The 17,178-nt window shown below is 60.9% G+C and carries 16 protein-coding genes; 15 read left to right on the forward strand and 1 reads right to left on the reverse strand.

The features are described 5' to 3' along the window. The first annotated feature begins 13 nt into the window (after positions 1-13). Positions 14-1,519 carry a malate dehydrogenase (quinone) gene (gene mqo, locus QKY98_RS10890; protein ID WP_502945086.1) on the forward strand — a complete coding sequence of 502 codons (1,506 nt, stop codon included), beginning with the start codon at positions 14-16 and terminating at the stop codon, positions 1,517-1,519. A 318-nt stretch (positions 1,520-1,837) separates the two neighbouring features. Here mqo and QKY98_RS10895 read toward each other — a convergent pair whose 3' ends face one another. Next, positions 1,838-2,761 (reverse strand): LysR family transcriptional regulator, encoded by a 924-nt coding sequence (locus QKY98_RS10895; protein ID WP_027599942.1) that lies wholly within the window; start codon positions 2,759-2,761, stop codon positions 1,838-1,840. A 485-nt stretch (positions 2,762-3,246) separates the two neighbouring features. On the opposite strand from QKY98_RS10895, the gene QKY98_RS10900 reads away from it, so the two are divergent. From QKY98_RS10900 to QKY98_RS10965, 14 genes are all read left to right on the forward strand, one after another. Then, complete coding sequence (locus tag QKY98_RS10900) at positions 3,247-4,608, forward strand: dicarboxylate/amino acid:cation symporter (protein WP_027599943.1); 1,362 nt, start codon at positions 3,247-3,249, stop codon at positions 4,606-4,608. A gap of 110 nt (positions 4,609-4,718) precedes the next feature. Beyond that, the gene (leuC, locus tag QKY98_RS10905; RefSeq protein ID WP_027599944.1) at positions 4,719-6,137 is read left to right on the forward strand and encodes a 3-isopropylmalate dehydratase large subunit; all 1,419 of its coding nucleotides are present in this window, start codon (positions 4,719-4,721) and stop codon (positions 6,135-6,137) included. 11 nt (positions 6,138-6,148) lie between these two features. Next, on the forward strand, positions 6,149-6,817 hold the full coding sequence (leuD, locus tag QKY98_RS10910) for a 3-isopropylmalate dehydratase small subunit (protein ID WP_077172438.1): 669 nt from the start codon (positions 6,149-6,151) through the stop codon (positions 6,815-6,817). Between the two features lie 719 nt (positions 6,818-7,536). Then, positions 7,537-8,850, forward strand: a complete 1,314-nt coding sequence (locus QKY98_RS10915) for a methyl-accepting chemotaxis protein (protein ID WP_284670856.1) — start codon at positions 7,537-7,539, stop codon at positions 8,848-8,850. Between the two features lie 694 nt (positions 8,851-9,544). Next, positions 9,545-10,429 carry a ParA family protein gene (locus QKY98_RS10920; protein WP_443218033.1) on the forward strand — a complete coding sequence of 295 codons (885 nt, stop codon included), beginning with the start codon at positions 9,545-9,547 and terminating at the stop codon, positions 10,427-10,429. 1 nt (position 10,430) lies between these two features. Further along, positions 10,431-11,195, forward strand: coding sequence for a hypothetical protein (locus tag QKY98_RS10925; protein ID WP_284670857.1), 765 nt, complete (start codon positions 10,431-10,433; stop codon positions 11,193-11,195). Then, on the forward strand, positions 11,195-11,896 hold the full coding sequence (locus tag QKY98_RS10930) for a DUF2786 domain-containing protein (RefSeq protein WP_284670858.1): 702 nt from the start codon (positions 11,195-11,197) through the stop codon (positions 11,894-11,896). Before QKY98_RS10925 ends, QKY98_RS10930 begins: the two co-directional genes overlap by 1 nt. Next, positions 11,893-13,305, forward strand: a complete 1,413-nt coding sequence (gene dnaB / locus QKY98_RS10935; protein ID WP_284670859.1) for a replicative DNA helicase — start codon at positions 11,893-11,895, stop codon at positions 13,303-13,305. Before QKY98_RS10930 ends, dnaB begins: the two co-directional genes overlap by 4 nt. Before the next feature lie 104 nt (positions 13,306-13,409). Then, positions 13,410-13,733 (forward strand): FYVE zinc finger domain-containing protein, encoded by a 324-nt coding sequence (locus QKY98_RS10940; protein WP_273805869.1) that lies wholly within the window; start codon positions 13,410-13,412, stop codon positions 13,731-13,733. Position 13,734: 1 nt separating this feature from the next. After that, positions 13,735-14,124 (forward strand): hypothetical protein, encoded by a 390-nt coding sequence (locus QKY98_RS10945; protein ID WP_273805868.1) that lies wholly within the window; start codon positions 13,735-13,737, stop codon positions 14,122-14,124. Continuing rightward, a complete protein-coding gene (locus QKY98_RS10950) occupies positions 14,121-14,360 on the forward strand; it encodes a hypothetical protein (RefSeq protein ID WP_044340809.1) in 240 nt (79 codons plus the stop codon). Before QKY98_RS10945 ends, QKY98_RS10950 begins: the two co-directional genes overlap by 4 nt. After that, positions 14,357-14,635 (forward strand): Arc family DNA-binding protein, encoded by a 279-nt coding sequence (locus tag QKY98_RS10955; protein ID WP_273805867.1) that lies wholly within the window; start codon positions 14,357-14,359, stop codon positions 14,633-14,635. Before QKY98_RS10950 ends, QKY98_RS10955 begins: the two co-directional genes overlap by 4 nt. Then, positions 14,632-16,380, forward strand: a complete 1,749-nt coding sequence (locus QKY98_RS10960) for a ParB family protein (RefSeq protein ID WP_284670860.1) — start codon at positions 14,632-14,634, stop codon at positions 16,378-16,380. The genes QKY98_RS10955 and QKY98_RS10960 overlap by 4 nt, the downstream gene beginning before the upstream one ends. A 73-nt stretch (positions 16,381-16,453) precedes the next feature. Beyond that, positions 16,454-17,173: an STY4526/YPO1902 family pathogenicity island replication protein gene (locus tag QKY98_RS10965; RefSeq protein ID WP_284670861.1), complete on the forward strand. Its 720-nt coding sequence runs from the start codon at positions 16,454-16,456 to the stop codon at positions 17,171-17,173. Positions 17,174-17,178: the final 5 nt, after the last annotated feature.

The raw sequence follows: 17,178 nt of genomic DNA on the forward strand, positions 1-17,178 counted from the left end.
ACCGATCATGTCCCTGTCTTCCACGGATTCACCCGACGTCGTGCTGATTGGCGCCGGCATCATGAGCGCCACCCTGGGCACCCTGCTCAAGGAGCTGGACCCCACCCTCAGCGTCACCCTGTTCGAGAGCCTGCACGATTGCGCCCAGGAGAGCTCCCAGGGCTGGAACAACGCCGGCACCGGCCATGCCGCCAATTGCGAGCTGAACTACACCCCGCAACGGGACGACGGCAGCGTCGACATCGCCAAGGCGCTCAAGGTGAACACCCAGTTCGATGTCTCGCGCCAGCTGTGGGCCCATCTGGTCCGCAAGGGCGCCATCCCCGATCCGCAGGCCTTCATCCACGCCTGCCCGCACCTGAGTTTCGTCTGGGGTGCGGACAACGTCGCCTTCCTGCGTGAGCGCTACCGCACCATGAGCGCCCACCACTGCTATCAGGGCATGGAATACAGCGAAGACCGCGCGCAGATCGCCGAGTGGGCACCGCTGATCATGGAAGGGCGCAGCGCCGACGAACCGGTGGCCGCGACCCGCATGGTCACCGGGACCGATGTCGATTACGGTGCCCTCACCCACCTGCTGGTGCGCCAGCTCAGCCAGCAATCGGGCTTCGCCGTGCACTACCACCAGCGGGTGGTCGACCTGGCCCGTACCGACGGCGGTGGCTGGCGGGTAACGGTGGAGGACGTCGAGCACGGCGGCCGGACTGAGGTCACCGCCCGGTTCGTCTTCATCGGCGCCGGTGGCGGTTCGCTGCCGCTGTTGCAGAAGTCCGGCATCCCCGAAGGCCATGGCTTTGGCGGCTTTCCCATCTCCGGCATCTGGCTGCGCTGCGATGTCCCGGCGCTGGCCGAACGGCACCAGGCCAAGGTCTATGGCAAGGCACCCTCGGGTTCGCCGCCGATGTCGGTACCGCACCTGGATACCCGCATCGTCGGTGGCCAGCGCTCGCTCCTGTTCGGACCCTATGCGGGCTTTTCCACGCGCTTCCTCAAGCACGGCGCCCTGACCGATCTCTTCACCTCGCTGCGCCACGACAACATCCTGCCGCTGCTGAACGTGGCCAAGGACAATATGGACCTGACCGAGTACCTGATCGGGCAGATCTTCCAGAGCGCCAACCAGCAGTTCGCCATGCTGCAGCAATTCTTCCCCCTGGCGCTGAAGCGCGACTGGCAGGAAGCCGTGGCCGGGCAGCGAGTGCAGACCATCAAGCCCACCGGCCAGCACGGCCTGCTGAGCAAGAAGGGTGAGCTGGAATTCGGCACCGAGCTGGTGAGCGCTGCGGATCGGTCCATCGCCGCGCTGCTGGGCGCCTCGCCCGGTGCCTCGACGGCGGCGGCCATCGCCCTGGAGGTGCTGGAAACCTGCTTCCCGGAGCGCCTCACCGAAGACGCCTGGCTGCCGGCGCTGCGACTCATCCTGCCCACCTACGGCCTCGATCTGAAGACCGATGCGGCGGCCTGCCGGCAGAGTCGCGCCGAGACCGCCAAGGTCCTGGGGATCGTCGACGTCTGAGACAGGCCAGCCGCAGCCCATCCCTGCCCAGCGGCAAGGCTGCTGGGCGTTGCCAGCGTGGCGGTAGCGCGGAGCGCGCAGAAGTCAGTGTCTCCGCTACCGCTACCCTCTCGGGCATCGAGTAATGACCTGGGTAATACCTGCGGCAATGCCACCCTGTTGTTCGCCGTCGGGCCTGGAAAAGGCGCGACGAGATCCTTCGGGAGATCTGCGGCAGCCAGTTTGAGATTCGGCGCCCTGGCGCTGACCACTTGGAAATCCCTGCTTCGGCGAAGACGGCCATCCTTCGCCACCTGGCCGGAGTTCAGCAGGATGTAGTCAGTCTTCAGGATGGCCTGAATCTTCACCCATGGCGTTGATGTTGGAGAAACGCTCGACCAGGAAATCAATCAGGCTGCGCACTCGAGCCGACAGATGCAGTTGTTGCGGATACACCGCATAGATATCCGCCTGCTCGGTGTAGTCTTCCAACACGACTTTAAGGCGACCGCTGCGTACATAGCGGGCCAGATCCCATTCGGAACGCTGCAGAATCCCATACCCTTCCAGCGCCCAATTCAGGGCCACCTCGCCGTCGTTACAGCTCAGTACGCCATGGACCTTAACATTCTGGGTTCGCCCGCCATGATTGAAGTTCCAGACGCCGTAGGTCGCCTCATTCTGCCGCAGAAAGATACAGCTATGGTTCTGCAGGTCCGCGAGTCGGGTCGGGGTGCCATGCTTTTCCAGATACAGGGAAGAGGCGCATAGCAGTCGGCGATTGGCGGCGATCTTGCGTGCGTGGAAAGCCGCATCCGGGAGGTTGCCGATGCGGATGGCCAGATCGAAACCATGGGTCGCAAGATCCAGAGGGTGATCGCTGAGCTCGAGTTGCACCTTCACTTCCGGATAACGGGTATGAAAGGCCGCTAGGGCCGGGCCGATATAGCGCCGGCCAAAACCCAGGGTCGCATTGACGCGTATCAGGCCCTTGGGTGTGGCGCGACAACTGCTGACCAGCTGCTCCACCTCGTTGATCTGAGTGAGGATGCGTTCGGCGTGGCTGAAATACATCTCACCTTCAGCGGTCAGGCTCATGGAGCGGGTGGTGCGGTTGACCAGGCGAATGCCCAGGCGTGCCTCCAGCGCGCTCAGACGTTTGCTCACCGCCGGCGGCGTTACGCCCAGATCACGGGCTGTCGCCGCCAGGCTGCCCTTCTCCGCGAGCAGATGGAAAAAGGCGAGATCGAGGGTCTGACTCATTGTTAACCCAGAGTTAATTAAGTAGTAATTTCTAAGCACTCACACTGTAGCGATCACTATATATACTCCTATCACCTTCTGCTGAACAGCCTGCGGCCAGCCAGGTCACGAGCCTGCTGGCGAGCCAGATCCTGTTATCGGGACAATTACGACCGAAGCAGCTTTCAGGCGTGCGTAGCGAACTAAGAACCAGGCCACCGGATCATAGGCCCGCCTATTCCGGCGAAGAAAGTCAGCGTCGAAATGTTCCTGTTATAACCAGGCCATATCCAAACTCTTGATATTAACCGAGGAGATAGCTGCAGCCATTCCGCTCGTCCGTAAAAAGCCTGAAAGCCCAACTCGCATTAGACGAACGCATTACTGAAGATGATTGATCGCTGATCGGCTTGATTGCCTCAAGTGATGATTCAGACATCCCGCAGCCGGACAGAAAACTGTTCTCGCGATGTCTCCTGACAAAAATAACAATGCAGGATTCCATAATGAAAAAAGCGCTCGGAAAGCTATATGTACAGGTATTGCTCGCCGTAATAGCCGGCTCCCTTGTCGGTGTACTGTTTCCCGAAACGGGCGCCGCGCTGAAACCTCTGGGTGACGCCTTCATCAAGCTCATCAAGATGCTCTTGGCGCCGGTCATCTTCCTCACGGTCGTGACCGGCATCGCGGGCATGGAAAACATGAAAGAACTGGGGCGGGTCGGTTTTCGCGCCCTGATCTATTTCGAAGTGGTTTCCACCCTGGCGCTTGTCGTCGGTCTGGTGGTGGCCAATGTATTGAGCCCCGGCAGTGGAATGAATGTCGACGTCTCGACCCTGGATACCTCAAGTCTCAGCGGCTATGCCACGGCGGCCAAGCATACGTCGGCCATGGACTTCTTGATGGGCATCATTCCCCACACGATCGTCGATGCCTTCGCGAAAGGCAACGTGCTGCAGATCCTCCTCTTTTCCGTCTTGCTGGGGGTAGCCCTGGCCAATGCCGGGCCCCGGGCGAAGCTCTTCGTGGACACGCTCGACAGCCTGACGCAAGGCATGTTTCGGATCGTCAGCATGGTGATGCGCCTGGCGCCTATCGGTGCCTTCGGCGCGATCGCCTTCACCATCGGCAAATACGGATTCGGCTCGCTGTTTTCGCTGGGCAAGCTGGTGGCCTGCGTCTATCTCACCTGCGCCCTCTTCGTGATCTTCGTGCTGGGGCCGATCTGCCGCTACAGCGGCTTCAGCCTCTGGAAGTTCCTGAGGTACATCAAGGAAGAACTGTTCACCGTGCTGGGGACCTGCTCCTCCGAATCGGTGTTGCCGCAAATGATCTCGAAGATGGAAAGAGCGGGTGTATCCAAGCCGGTGGCAGGACTCGTCATCCCATCGGGCTTGACCTTCAATCCAGATGGACAGGCCATCTATTACACCATTGCCGCCATCTTTATCGCCCAGGCGACCAATACGCCTCTGACACTGACCGATCAGCTGATCGTGCTGACCGTTCTGATGTTTACCTCCAAGGGCTCTGCGGGCGTGGCCGGCGCAGGCTTCATCATCCTCACCGCGACCCTGGCCTCGCTCGACACCATCCCGGTGGCCGGCATGGTGCTGCTGCTGGGCGTGGATCGTTTCATGTCCGAGGCGCGAGGGATCACCAACACGATCGGCAATGGAGTAGGAACCATGGCCATCGCCAAATGGGTAGGCGCCTTGGACACCGCCAAGATGAATAGAGCCCTTGATGGCGAAGACCTGGAAGAACCCCGTGATGCTGCACGATCCGAGACCGCCAAATCGGCCACGTCACCGAGCGAGACTCTCGTGCAACTGCCCGATGTTACAAGTCGGGCGCTCAAACACTGATAAAGATTCAGTTTTGTTCAGTACCTGTAGATGAAAAACACGCACTCGTTGCTCGACTCGATCTAAGAGCCAGTTTCCTGGCAGACAAAAACTCAAAGCAGGATATTGCGATGGTTAGCAAAACGCTTTACGACAAACTCTGGGATTCGCACCTGGTGAAACAGCGCGACGATGGCTCGGCGCTGCTCTACATCGACCGTCACATCATTCACGAAGTGACTTCCCCGCAAGCCTTCGAAGGCCTGCGTCTGAGTGGCCGCACGCCATGGCGAGTCGATACCAACATTGCGACCCCGGATCACAACGTGCCGACTACGCCGGAGCGCAAGGGCGGCATCGCCGCCATTACCGATCCGGTTTCGCGTCTGCAAGTGCAGACCCTCGACGACAACTGCGATCAGTACGGCATCACCGAATTCAAGATGAACGACGTTCGCCACGGTATCGTCCATGTCATCGCACCGGAACAGGGCGCCACCCTGCCGGGCATGACCGTGGTCTGCGGCGATTCCCACACCGCCACCCACGGCGCCTTTGCTGCGCTGGCACACGGTATCGGTACCTCCGAGGTCGAGCATGTGCTGGCGACCCAGTGCCTGGTCGCCAAGAAGATGAAGAACATGCTGGTTTCCGTCGATGGCCAATTGCCGTTCGGCGTCACCGCCAAGGACATCATCCTCGCGGTAATCGGCAAGATCGGTACCGCCGGGGGTAACGGCCACGCCATCGAGTTCGCGGGCAGCGCCATCCGGGACCTGTCCATGGAAGGCCGCATGACCATCTGCAACATGGCCATCGAGGCCGGCGCCCGCGTCGGCCTGGTAGCGACGGACGAAAAGACCATCGCCTACGTCGAGGGTCGCCCGTTCGCCCCGAAAGGCGTGGAGTGGGAGATGGCCGTCGAAGCCTGGAAAGATATGGTGTCTGACACCGGCGCCCATTTCGACAAGGTCGTCGAGCTCGACGCCGCGCAGATCAAGCCACAAGTCAGCTGGGGCACTTCGCCGGAAATGGTCCTGGCCGTGGACCAGAACATTCCCGATCCTGCCCAGGAGCTGGACCCGATCAAGCGCGATTCCATCGTCCGTGCCTTGAAGTACATGGGCCTGACCCCTAACCAGGCCATCACCAACATCCAGCTCGATCGCGTGTTCATTGGCTCATGCACCAATTCGCGGATCGAAGACCTGCGTGCTGCGGCCGTGATCGCCAAGGGCCGCAAAGTGGCTTCGACCATCAAGCAGGCCCTGGTCGTGCCGGGCTCGGGTCTGGTGAAAGCCCAGGCCGAAGCGGAGGGCCTGGACAAGATTTTCCTCGAAGCCGGTTTCGAGTGGCGCGAGCCAGGTTGCTCGATGTGCCTGGCAATGAACCCGGACCGCCTGGAGTCCGGCGAGCATTGCGCCTCCACCTCCAACCGCAATTTCGCCGGGCGTCAGGGAGCCGGTGGTCGTACCCACCTGGTCAGCCCAGCCATGGCCGCCGCCGCGGCGGTGAACGGTCGTTTCGTCGACGTCCGCGATCTGATCTGAAGGAGACAAGCATGAAAGCCTTTACCCAGCACACAGGACTCGTCGCCCCTCTGGACCGCGCCAACGTCGACACCGACCAGATCATTCCCAAGCAATTCCTGAAGTCGATTTACCGGACGGGTTTCGGCCCCAATCTGTTTGATGAATGGCGCTACCTGGATGAGGGACAGCCGTACCAAGACAATTCCAAGCGGCCACTGAACCGGGATTTCGTCCTTAACGCCGAGCGTTATCAGGGTAGCAGCGTCTTGCTCGCCCGGGAGAACTTCGGCTGTGGCTCCAGTCGCGAGCATGCGCCCTGGGCCTTGGAGGAATACGGTTTCCGCAGCATCATCGCGCCGAGTTTCGCCGATATCTTCTTCAACAACAGCTTCAAGAACGGCCTGCTGCCGATCGTTTTGAGCGATAGCGAAGTGGACGAGCTTTTCAAGCAGGTTGAAGCCAATCCGGGCTATCGGCTGCACATCGACCTGCAGGCCCAGACCGTGACCCGCCCCGATGGCAAGGTTCTGAGCTTCGAGATCGACGGCTTCCGCAAACACTGCCTGGTCGAAGGACTGGATGATATCGGCCTGACCTTGCTGGAAGCCGATGCGATCCGAGCGTTCGAGGTCAAGCACCGTGCCCGTCAGCCCTGGTTGTTCAGAAATGCTGAAGAGCTGGCACCAGCGCTTGGGTAACGGCCATGAACCTCTGATCACCCTTGTTTCAGTGACATTAGCTTCACCTTGAAATAAGCCGATATCCCCTCTCGCTCTGGTTTCAAAGACGACCTGGCGGACGACCACTCATCGCTCCGTTAAGGTCGGCTTTCAGAGAGAGAGGGGTCCCAATGGGGCCGTGGTTGCGCTGTTTGGACCCTCCTTGTGTCCAATTACACCGGCGTGAAGACTGCATAAGCGGTGCCGCCGCGTCGACAAGCTGATGGCATCTCGAGCAGCACCCATTCGCCCGCCTCCATATCCATCTGCTGGCCATCGTCAGGCAGATGGAGGCTGCGCGCTGCCCTCACCTCAACTCGGCCTTTAACGTCTTCCCGCTGCCGGCTGTGGGCCACCCGACCACGTTACGCAGCATCGCCGGCGGTCAAGATCCCGCTCATGAAGCTCAGCATCGATCCACAGCTGTGGCGAATGCTGTAGGACAAGCAGCGGATGATTCAGGGCCGGGTGCAACTGGCCCATTCAGTAATGGACTCGCTGGGCCGTTTGAAACCGCCCTATCGTCTGTGTTTTACCGATGGGCCTCCGCGAGTCTCTGCGCCGTCGCCACACATTGACCGCACGTTCGATCTGCAACCCAGCTTTAATATCGCGTTAAAGATAATTGCGCTCGTGCCGACATTTGATATCAAACAGACATCACATGTCCGGCCATATCACCTACCTGGAACCGCCCTATGTCCATCCTTCAGCATCTGTCCATCATGCGTGGTCTCGACGTAATCGCTTCCGCTGTCGAGCGTCCCGAGGCCGCAGCCAGGCTCGATTCGCTCACCGGGCCAGCCCCGGTGCGCAGGGTAGCTGAAGGCCTGAAGGTACTGCTGGCTCGCCAGGGGACACTCGACGCCCAGTTGCACGAGATGCAAAGCGAGATCGAACAGCTGACCGCTCGCCTCGCCGAGCGCGAAGCCGCGGCTGACCGTTTGGCAACCCGCTTCGACCTGGTCAATCGTGCTACCAGTGAAGGCCTGTGGGATATGGAAGTGGTCGCCGGAGATCCGGTCAACCCGCGTAATGCGTTCTGGTGGTCGGATCAGTTTCGCGCCCTGCTGGGCTTTCGCAACGAGCAGGACTTCCCGAACGAGCTCGGAAGCTGGGCCAATCGGCTACACCCGGAGGACAGCAAACCGACTCTGGACGCATTCGCCCGGCACCTGAATGATCGCAGCGGCAACACCCCCTATGACATCGAATACCGCGTGGCGACCAAGAGCGGCGAGTATCGCTGGTTTCGTGCGAGCGGCGAGACCCTCCGCGACGGCAAGGGTACGCCGCTGCGTGTGGCGGGCTCCCTCAGGGACATCCACGATCAGCGCCAGCGCGACGCTGAACTCGAGGTGACCCTGACGCGTTTCGAGCTTGCCCGCGAAATGCTCAATGATGGTCTCTGGGACATGGAGGTGATAGCGGGCGATCCGGTCAATCCGCAGAATCCCTTCTGGTGGTCGCCCCAGTTTCGTCGCCTGCTGGGATTCGAGACAGTCGAAGAATTTCCCGATGTTCTCGACAGCTGGGCGTCCCGCCTGCATCCCGAGGACAAGCAACGCAGCATCGAGGCCTTTGGTGCCCACCTCAACGACCGCAGTGGCAAGACGGGCTTCGATATCACCTACCGCCTGAAATTGAAGGATGGCAGCTACCGCTGGTTCCGGGCGCGGGGTCAGACCCGACGCGCCCATGACGGAACGCCCCTGCGGGTGGTGGGTGCCCTGACCGATATCCATGCCACCCATGAGCAGAATGCCCTTCGCGATTCTCAGCAGGCCCAGCATCGCGAGATGGAAGAAAACCTGAAGAACGTCACCGATATCGTCAGTTCGATCCAGGGCATCGCCGCCCAGACCAACCTGCTGGCGCTCAATGCCGCGATCGAAGCGGCACGAGCCGGCGAGGCCGGACGAGGCTTTGCGGTGGTAGCCGATGAGGTTCGCAAGCTGGCGACGCGCACGTCCGAAGCGACGCAGCGGGCTGCCACCATGATCCAACAGTGACGGTGCGCACGCCTTGGCTGCCTGGCCTGAACCGCCAACTGGCGGTGCAGTCAGCTTGAGAGAGTGCTCCAGCTCATCTTTCAGGTTGGCTTATCTGAGAGCTTCAGACTGAATCTGCCCCCGCCCTGCGCGGGGGCTTTTTTTTGTCGATATGAAGCCAACCGTTCGCCACGCCAGGGCGCATGACGCCTCCCCTACCGAACACCTCTCCCCTTTCGCAGTCGAATCCGTGCCCACCGGCGTGGCGCTGACATCCGCGCCGGTTCAGACGCCCGAGGTGACGCTGCCTGTCCGGCAATCTCCAACCGTCCCTCAGGCGCCGGGCACCTTTTCGGCGACTACCGTACCGGTAGCCGTTCCACCCCAGGCGAGGGGGGCACTCTTTGAGGGTCTAGTGCGGGATACGTTTCAGCGTTGGCAGCAGCCTGGCCTTCTAGCGTACAACCCAGGCCGGCCACACGCCTGACTTGGCGATTACACCTCAGGGCAAGAACTACTCGCAGTCTGAGAGAGCCTTTTAGTTTTCCTGGCCATAGGCCTGAAACGCAAAAACCCTCCTTGCGGAGGGTTTCTGGTGAAGATGGTGGGTCGTGTGGGATTCGAACCTACGACCAATTGGTTAAAAGCCAATTGCTTTTGACCCATCACTGCACCCAGGCGCGACGCGCCTCTCAGTGAAAACAAGCGGCCTCTAATGAACCCATTAGAGGCTGCACATTTGAAAACTACATCTGCGATTTCGACCAAGGGCGGTACAGGAAAAACCACCAAGACCGCCAACCTAGGCGCGTTCTGTGCCGATGCAGGGCTCCGCACCCTACTGATTGACCTGGATCCTGTCCAGCCTTCCCTCTCGTCCTACTACGACCTCGTCGAGCCCGCTCCCTGCGGCGTCTTCGAGCTGATCGCCAGCAACGAGACACGTCTCGACCGCATCGTCTCCAAAACGAATATCCAGAATCTTTCGCTGATCTATTCCAACGATCCGCACAACCACCTGATCAACCTCCTCCTGCAGGCGCCTGATGGCCGGCTTCGCCTGGCTCATCTCAAGGACATCTTCCAGGACGACTTCGACCTGGTGCTGATCGATACGCAGGGGGCCCGCACCGTGCTCCTTGAGATGGTCATGCTCGCTTCGGACCTCGCCGTCTCCCCCCTTCCCCCTGAAATGCTATCCGCCCGCGAATTCAACCGCGGCACTCTGCAGATGCTGGACGGACTCCGACCCTATGCCCGCCTTGGGCTGCCGGTACCGCCCATCAAGGCCGTAGTGAACGGTCTGGATCTCACCTCAGACGCGCGCCAGCTTGATGCGACGATCCGGGAGACCTTCCGTGGCCATTCCGATATCCAGGTCATAGATACCGTCATCCCTGATGCAGTTGTCTATTGTGAGTCGGCAACTCATGGGATCCCTGCACACCGCCTGGAATACAGGCAGCCCAGCAACCGTCAGGCACCCGCTGCCTTGCAGGTCATCCGCAACTTAGCCATCGAACTCTTCCCCGAGTGGACTGAGCGCTTCACCGCCATGACCGAGTCGGTCGTACATGCCCTGGTTCGAGAGGGCAAGTGAGATGGCCACTTCCCAAAATCATGATCTGACCCAGGCCACAGGCATCACTGCAGATGTGGTGCTGGAACAGGGAAAGTTCTACGACGCGAAGGATTTTCGCAAGGTGCAGACCGGGCTCTCCAGCGCTGCCCGCGAGCTGCGTGCGCTGACCCAGTACAACAACACGCTCCTCGGCCGCCTCGGTGCACAGCTCTCCCACGAGCAGCGCGAGCTGCTGAGCAACGCTGCAGCCCTACTGGACTCGGTGAAGTACAACGTCGAGCACGCCAAGGAGCGGAAGGCACGAGAAGAGAAGGCTGCCGCCAAGCTTCGTGAGCAGCGCGAGCGACAAGCGAAGCAGCTGGTCACCCAGCACTTCCCGCTGCCAACCACGACAGTCGAGCAGCAGATCGAAGTACTGAAGCTGTACATCACAATCAGGCCAATCACCGATGGCTGGCTGCTGAAAGAAGATGGTCGCCTTCGCGACATGATTCAGTCTCCAGCTCCAAGCTGGACAACCACCAAGAAATGGCGCCTTGACCAGGTAACAAGCCTCATCGCAGACCTGAAATCCTCAGTCGAACATCACCTTGTTTTCGTGGACCAGTCTCCTTCCCAGCGGCTGGAGTCCCTACAGAAGCGAATCACTGAGGTACGGGAGGCAAAACTTTCGAATCCCAGCGCCAAGGAGACCATCAAGGTCTGGACCGAAGCGCTGCTGGAAGTCACACAGGCCTCAGGTCCAGAGACGTCGATGGCCTCCTCTCAAGGGGGGGCCGCCTGATGAACGCCAACAAGCAGAAGATCCTGGAGCGCGTCGCCAAATGCTTCGCGCTGGCCAAGGACGCCGGCGCCGCGCCAAACGAAGCTGAGATCGCGCTGCGTCAAGCACGCAAGCTCATGCAGCAGCACAACCTCATGGACGTTGACGTCCAGGCAGTGCTGGCAAGCGAGGCAGTCGTTGCCACCGGCACCCGCAAAGCACCCGCCCATTGGCTTCACCAGCTCGCACTGGTGTGTGCCCAGGCATTCGATTGTGATCCCCTGGCCTTTCGCGATCAGCGCCTGGGGTGGGCCTTCAAGTTCGTCGGTATCGGTGTCGGGCCTGAGATGGCCAGCTACGCCTATTCCGCGCTCCACCAGCAGCTCCTGGCCGCGCGCAAGGTATTCGTCCGCAGCCAAACTCGCTGCAAGCTGACCACCAAACGCCGTCGTGGCCAGGTATTCGCCGAAGGCTGGATCGAAGCGGTCAGCGTCAAGGTTCACCAGTTTGCCAGGGGCAAGCCAGATGAGACCCAGCGCGTCATCGATGCCTACCTGGCCGTGCACCATCCGGACCTGACCACCGTAGAGCTTGAGCACCTTGAGGCCAAAGGCCACGACGTGCGAGCGCGCTATCAGGGCTACGAGCTGGGGACTCAAGCTCAGCTCCACCGCGGCGTTGGCCAGCGCCGTGACCAGGTAGCGCTGGGAGGTCGGCCATGAACGTCGTTCAGCTCCTGGAAGCCTCCGACCACGATCACTCCGTGCATGTCTCAGACGCTGAGCGCGTAGCGGCCGGCTTGGTCCCGCCTCATTCTCAAGAGGCCGAGCAGGCCGTCCTGGGCGGACTGATGCTCGACAACAGCACCTGGGACCTGATCGCTGACGTGTTGCTGGAGGAAGACTTCTTCTTCCGGCACCACCAGCTCATATTTCGGCGAATCGCCCTGCTCGCCTCTCAATCGCGGCCCTTCGATGTCGTGACCCTCGCCGAGGTGATGCCCGACGTCGACGAGGTGGGCGGCCTTGCCTATCTGGGGACCTTGGCCAAGGACACCCCCTCGGTGGCCAACATCGTCGCGTACGCGGAGATCGTCGCCCAGCGCGCACATCTGCGCCGCCTGATTCTGCTGGGCTTTGCCAGCAGCCGCGAGGCGTCAGCACCGGGTGCCAATGCCGCCGAAGTGCAGGAACAGACCGAGCAGCGGTTGTTCGCGCTTGGCCAAGACCGCAAGGGCGCCGAGTTCTGCAACGTCACTGCAACGTTGAGCAAGCTGATCGACACCATCGACGAGCGCTTCAACAACCCTATGCCGGTGACGGGTGTTCCTTCAGGTCTTACCGACCTCGATACCCTCACCTCGGGATGGCAGGACACCGACCTGATCATCGTCGGTGCCCGTCCTGCCATGGGCAAGACCGCCTTCTTGCTCAACTGCATCACCAAAGCGCTCCACCATGCGGTTGGCAAATCGGTACAGGTCTACAGCCTGGAGATGCCGGCTGAACAGCTGATGCTCAGGCTTGTGGCGATCATCGGGCACATCGATGCCACGAAGCTCAAGCTTGGGCAGTTGGAGGATGAGGACTGGCCAAAGCTGACCATGGCCGTCAACACCATCAACGGCTTTGGCGATCGCCTGGTCATCGACGACCAGGCTGGCCTGTCCCCCACGATGCTGCGCGCCAGAGCCCGTCGTGCCGCGCGCCGTTTCGGCCCGCCCGCCCTGATCCTGGTCGACTACCTGCAGCTGATGCGCTGCGAAGGCCAAGAGAACCGCGCCAACGAGATCGCCGAGATCTCTCGCTCGCTCAAGGCGCTCGCCAAAGAGATGAAGTGCCCGGTCATCGCGCTCTCCCAACTCAACCGAGGTCTGGAGTCTCGGCCGAACAAGCGCCCTGGCCTTGCCGATCTGCGTGAATCCGGTGCGATCGAGCAGGACGCCGACGTGATCATGTTCCTGTACCGCGACGAGTACTACCACCCGGATACCGAGTTCAAGGGCATTGCTGAGCTGATCGTTGGCAAACACCGCAACGGCGAAGTCGGCACGGTCCGCGCCGCCTTCATTGCCAAGCAGACGCGCTTCGAGAACCTGAGCGCGCAGGCCTGGCAGGAGATGAACGTATGAACCTCCTGACCATTGCACTCGGGTCCGTTACCGATGAGTCGCAACCCTCTTCCCTGCCCTTCCCCTCGATCGTTCGCCGGCGGGAGCCGGCAAGGAGCTGCTCGATGAGCCCGCAAGCTATGTTGTCTGGGGTTACTCACCAGTGCCGCAACTGCGGCCATCACCTCTGCCGCCGTCCCCTTACCGCTGATGAAATTCTGGTCTGCAGCGTCTGCCATTCGCTAGACGTGGAGCCCCTGCAGCTCGTCGATCAGCCAGCACCTGGTCCCTTCCACGACACCACCGTCGTCTTCCGCGTAGCCGGCTCCCGCAACGATGCGGCAGGGCTGATCAAGACCCTGGACCTGCTGTTCAAGGACGATGGTCTGGCCGAGATCGTGGCCATCGAGTCGGGCAACCAGCTCCAGCACCGGGCGGGAGGCCAATGACATGCTCTCCCATCACACCCCGGAACAGGATCTCCCTTCTCATACCGATCGCGAACGTGACCGGCAGAGGCTGGATGCAGCGCTGAACGACTTCCTGGCCAATGGTGGCCAGGTCGTTGAAGTGAAGCCCACCGAGCGCGCCGCCGGCGGTCCCAGCTTCGTCATCAGCGCGCAGCGCGAGGAGCTACGCCAGCTGGCCGAGGCCAAGCCGGCAATCGAAGTTTCCGACGAGGACCTGGTGCGGCTCCTTCGAGCCCGCGCCTTGCTCGGAGACACGCTACGCACCGCGTCCAGGCGCCTACAGCAGCCCCTGGATCGCTGTCATGGCCTTGCCCGGGCGCATCGACTGCCTTTCAAGGTGGGATACGTGAAAGGAGGTAGCCGCACATGACGACGCCCGCCCATGCGCTACGTGGTGCCAACAAGAACCTGCAGGACCTGGTGGCGTTCGCCCTGGATGAGGGCTGGATCGTCGCCCGTACCAAGGGCGGCCACGTCAAGTTCTTGAAAGTCGGCTACTGCCCCATTTTCACGTCTTTCACGCCCAGCGATCGCCGCGCCGGCCTCAATGCCCGCGCCCTGCTGCGCCGTGCCCAGCCTATGAACGAATTGGACCAGACCCTATGACTACCGCAACCAAGCGCAAGCCATCCGTACGGAAATCTGCAACAGAGGATGAGAAGTTCGTCGTCCGCTTTCCCAAGGGACTCCGTCCTCAAATCGCCGAGGCCGCCAAGCAGGCCCATCGGTCGATGAACGCCGAGATCATCAGCCGCATGGGCCGCACGCTCGAGCTCGAGGATGAGGTCTTTCGTCTGCAGCGCGTTATCGACCAGCTGCTGGCCGCCAATGATGAGTCCAGCCGGCCGGCAAGTCGTGCCGCTCAGGAGATCCACGCATGAGCAAGCCCAGCAACGAAGCCGTCACTCAGCGTCTGTTGGCCGGTGGCTTCGCCGGATCGAGCACTCCTGTTGCACGCCTGGCGGATCCGATCAAGGAAACGCCCATGGTCCTAACACTGGATGAGTTGGCGCCTTACAACCGCAACCCCCGAACCACCCGAAACCCGCTGCATGATGAGATCAAGGCGTCCATCCAAGCACGTGGGCTGGATCAGCCACCGCCTGTAACCCGGAGGCCCGGCGAAGATCACTACATCATCCGCACGGGTGGCAACACTCGCCTGGCCATTCTCAATGAGCTATGGAGAGAGACCAGGGATGAGCGTTACTTCCGTATCCATTGCCTGTTCCGCCCCTGGTCCGACCGCGGCGAAATCGTCTCCCTGACCGGTCACCTGGCCGAGAACGATCTGCGCGGCAACCTGATGTTTATCGAGCGCGCCGTCAGCATTGATGCTGCTCGTGAGCTCTATGCCCAAGAAGCGGGCCGAGAGATCTCTCAGAGGGAGCTTGTGAGGAAGCTAGCTGAGGATGGATACCGTATATCCCAGTCCCACATCAGCAAAATGCAGGAGACAATCCGTACCCTGGTGCCCGCGATTCCAGGACTACTCTATTCGGGATTAGGTAAGCCTCAGATTGAGAAGCTACTCAATTTGCGTAGCGCCGCGCTCAAGGCCTGGATCAGCTTCGATGGCCAAGAGGCGGACTTCGAGATCCTCTATCAAGAAGTGCTGAACGGCTTCGACGGACCCACCGATAATTTCGTTTTCGATTCCATCCAAGACGAGCTGATCGGACAGATCCGTAGAGCGTTGAACATCAGCTATGAGGAGGTGCTAAAGGCCATCCTGGATCATCAGGACAGCAGCCGTCGCTCGCAGTTGGTGGGGGTACAGGTGGCCGATGGCCAGATACCCCAGATTCCCGCCTCCGGCAATGCGCTACCTGCCCAGGGCAACAATCCCACCCTGGAACAGCAGCCTGGTACCCCAGCCAAGCAGAAGCCACAAGGCGCCTCCCCAGCCACACCAGCGCCACTACCTGAGCGCGTCGGCGGTACCGGAGCGGTCGACGCGACTCCTCCGCAACATACTCCGCCGGATCCCGAACAACTGTCCGAAGACGAGCGCTCAGCTCGCCTGAACGGCCACATCGTGACGCCCGATGGCATCGGTCAGAAGGTACGGGATGTTCAGCGACGCATTGCGGCCGAGCACGGCGAAACGCTACCTGACTTCAACAGCGATGCTCTGCGTGCCATTCCCGTCCAGGCCGGGGGTCTGTATCCCATCTCGGACGTCTGGTACATCGAGCGTAGTAGCGATACTCCGGACGAACTGCGCAAGGTCTTGAGAACGCTCGTCCTAGAAATCGCCCAGCTGTGCGACGTTCCAGGTGAGCTGCTCAAGTCCACCGACTTTGCACTTGGCTTCACGCTTTCTACCCCTCAGTCAGAGCTGACCGCACGCGGAACGACATCCTGGCAATTCCTACAGTCCTTGACGGGCATGTACAGCTACGTGGTGTCGCGGGACCCAGAAAACGCCGAGGCACTTACGGCAAGCATCGCGGAAGAGAACGCGACATTTACCTTGAACCTGGGCCAGTTGCTTCTTGGCGATCCCCTTTTCGATAGCAAGCCAGCCAGCACCGAAGGCCGCATGACCGATGCAGCCCTAGTGAAGCTGTTTCGGGTGATCCGTCTCGCTCGCCGGCTAATCGAACTCGAGGCTGGGCAGTAGCCCGGTCACCTTCTGGACCTGCATTAGGAAGTCGCATATGTCCACGAAGTACAACCCCCTGAATCAGGCATTGATGGACCAGATCCTCCATCACCTGCGCAATGGCCAGGTCCAGCGCTGCCTGGACATTGGCTTGGACGTTGAGGTCTTAAACCTGCTGCGTCAGCCCCAGGCCCACAGCATTCTGAAAAACGCTCCGGCGCGCTGGTGCAAGATCCAGATCGACCTCGACATGGTCAAGAAGCTCCTGGAGAACTGCGAACGCGATGAGCGTGAAACCCGCCTCGTGCATCGGGCTATCCAGCTGGGCGCCACCAACGGGATGATCAAAGACTTCTTTGGCATGGCGCCCAGCGAGATCAATGTCGTACGTCAGTTGCTGAACGTCCCCGGCCGCCCAGGCCGAGTGGCGGGACTCGATGATACCGACCAGGTCTGGTATCGCTTCCTGGACCTGATGAGTACCCATGAGGTCGACCACATGGACGCGATCGCGCTGCTCGACATCTGCATGCTCATCACCGAAGAGCTCAACGGTCCCTTCGAGTCCATCAAGCACAAGCACGACCAGATCACCCTCGGCCTGATCTGGAATCTTGTCCAGACCTGGCTTAACGAGGGCCTCTATCCACCCAAGATCGCCCGTGCCCCCCTACGGTTGATATCCGATGCCCGCAGAAGACGGGACAGCTATTCCACCGAAGAACAGGCCACGGGCGAGGCCCTTTCCGAGGCGCAAGAACAGGATCAGTCCACTGCCCTCGGGCAGATGGACTTGATCGAGCTGGACTAGGCAGA

It is taken from the genome of Pseudomonas sp. HR1 (assembly GCF_030175875.1).
GTDB lineage: Bacteria > Pseudomonadota > Gammaproteobacteria > Pseudomonadales > Pseudomonadaceae > Chryseomonas > Chryseomonas oryzihabitans.